Below are 2,366 nucleotides of genomic sequence, written 5' to 3'. Positions count from 1 at the left end.
AGTATCAGCAGCGATACCGGCGGCATGACCCGCTACGGCAACCAGGCCACCCTCATCCCGGGTGACTCACCCTGGCGGGCCACCCCCAACCCCAAGCCAAGAGTCGACGGCCCCCAGGTGGCCTTCGTGGTCGGCCCGGAAGGTGAGGAGATCCACTGCGACGAGCACGGCCGGGTGAAAGTCCAGTTCCCCTGGGACCGCTACGCCGAACCCAACGACACGGCGAGCTGCTGGGTGCGCGTCTCCCAGGGCTGGGCCGGCGGCGGCTACGGCAGCATCGCGATTCCGCGCATCGGTCACGAGGTGATCGTCTCGTTTCTGGAAGGCGACCCGGACCAGCCGCTGGTCACCGGGCGGACGTACCATGCGGCCAACATCCCGCCCTACACGCTGCCGGAGCACAAGACCCGCACCGCCATCAAGACCCAGACCCACCAGGGCGAGGGCTTCAACGAGCTCTGCTTCGAAGACCAGGCCGGTGAAGAGTTCATCTACCTGCACGCCCAGAAGAACCTGGAGCTGCACGTTCTGAACTCCCGTCAGAAGCGGGTGGAGTTCGACGATACGGCGACCATCGGCAACAACTCCCACCTGGCGGTCGCCAAGGACCGCGTGGAGACCATCGAGGGCAACCGTGATATCACCGTGCATACCAACCACACCGAACAGGTTGACGGCGAGCGCGGGCTGAAGATTGGCGGAAATTACCAAACCCATGCCAACGGCGACATCACCTTCAAGGCCGACGGCGAGCTGATTCTGGATGCCCGCAAGATTACGCTGGTAGCGGGTGGCTCGGCCCTGGTGCTCAACGGCGGCAGCGTCGATGTGACGCCGGTGCTCAATGTGGGCTCGGCCTCGCCGAGTGCCGCCGCCCTGCCGCCGGTGCCGGCAGTGCTGGAAGTGGCCGCCGGCGAAGGCAGCCCCTTCGTCTCCCACTGCCCGCTGGAGGAGGAGTGATCCATGGCCACGCCGGATTACTGGGTCGCTCGTTGCCACATCGTGGCCAACACGTCCGAGGCTCGGCAGTGGAACGAAGAGGCCGAGGAGGCCGTTCTGTCCGTCGCGGTGCTGGCCGAATCGGAGGATGACGTCCGCGCGCTGCTTCAAACCCGGCTACGCGACGACGGTTTCAGCCTTCTGAAACTCGAATCGGTCCAGACGCTGCTGCAGCGCTTTCGCCATCAGGGCATGTCACAAACGCTGGTGGAATTGGCGCACGCCACGACCTCTCGACAGCCGGTGGTGTACGGCGAGATGCTGCCGCTCATCATCGAGCCCGAACCGGTCGCGCCCGAACCGGTGGCGCCGCCCATTGCGTACAGTGAAACCACCTGGCCGGCGTTACTGGCACCGAACCAGCCACCGCTCTGGGCGGTCATCGACGGCGTGAACTGCCGCGAGATTCAGGCACGTCTGCGCCAGTCTGATGCGCAACATGCCTGCCTCTACGCCGCGACCAGCGAAGAGACACGGGCCAACGCGCCGTGGCTCGTGCGAATCGAGGCCGACAGCGACCTGCGCGCCTGGCTTGAAAACCTGCCCCAGGATCAGCACTGGGGGGTGTTGTTTCACTCCCACGCCACGCTCAGGCAGCTGCGCGCACACTTTCGCAAGTTCACCATGCTCTGGACGCCCGCCAACGACCAGGCCCCGGTGTACTTTCGCTTCTACGACCCGCGCGTGGCGCTGGACATGACCCAGGCGCTGGAGCCCTGGAAGCTGGCCGCCTTCATGGCACCGCTGGAAAGCCTCACGCTGCCCCTTTCGCCGTTGATGGCGGTACCGGCAGAACTTCCCTTGACGCCAGAGATGACGTTCGATACCGCGCCAGAGGCGGTGCAAGGGCGGCTTGGCCAGATCACTCTCAGCCGCAAGGTCCGCGACGCCAACCCCCAGGGCCGCCAGTTCGCGATCGACGAGAAGGCGTTTGCGCACTTCGGAACGCTGATGCAGCAGCGCGCCCAAGCGGGGATGGCCCTTGCGCTGGGTGAGCCATACCCGGAGCAATCAGCGCAACAGCGACTGGCTGCGGTTCACACTGCCGTGCAATTGGGGCAGCGCTACGGCCTTTCCTCCAAAAAGCAGACCCGCACCCTGGCGACGTGCGTGCTCGAGTTCGGTAATCGTTTTCCCGCCCATCAGGACGAAGCGCGGCAAATACTCGAAACCCCCAGGCTGGCCGCCTGGCGCAAACGTGATCGTCTGGAGGCCTGGCTGCCCCGAGGACGCGTGCATCATGCGCTGAGACCGGCCTATTCAGACGAGGAAGTGATGCAGCAGGACAATTTTCGACCCATCGTGAATGAGGGGCAATCATGAGCTATCAGCCGACCTATGAAGATGCCCTTTATCTGCTAACGGAA

The 2,366-nt window shown here is 64.8% G+C and carries 2 protein-coding genes; both read left to right on the top strand.

Annotated elements, in window-relative coordinates; translation table 11 throughout:
* A partial coding sequence (locus ACGK9R_RS17145; RefSeq protein WP_394583542.1) for a type VI secretion system Vgr family protein occupies positions 1-960 on the top strand: 960 nt, incomplete at its 5' end.
* Positions 961-963: 3 nt separating this feature from the next.
* A complete protein-coding gene (locus ACGK9R_RS17140; RefSeq protein ID WP_394583540.1) occupies positions 964-2,322 on the top strand; it encodes a DUF4123 domain-containing protein in 1,359 nt (452 codons plus the stop codon).
* Positions 2,323-2,366 lie beyond the last annotated feature (44 nt).

It is taken from the genome of Halomonas sp. HNIBRBA4712, assembly GCF_043558675.1.
Classification (GTDB): Bacteria; Pseudomonadota; Gammaproteobacteria; order Pseudomonadales; family Halomonadaceae; genus Vreelandella.
Note: the sequence above shows the minus strand (reverse complement) of the source record. Positions and strands in the feature narration are given on the sequence as shown.

Bases quoted from the DNA above. Each gene is read 5' to 3' on its own strand.
- ACGK9R_RS17140 (WP_394583540.1), top strand. From the start codon at position 964: ATGGCCACGCCGGATTACTGGGTCGCTCGTTGCCACATCGTGGCCAAC.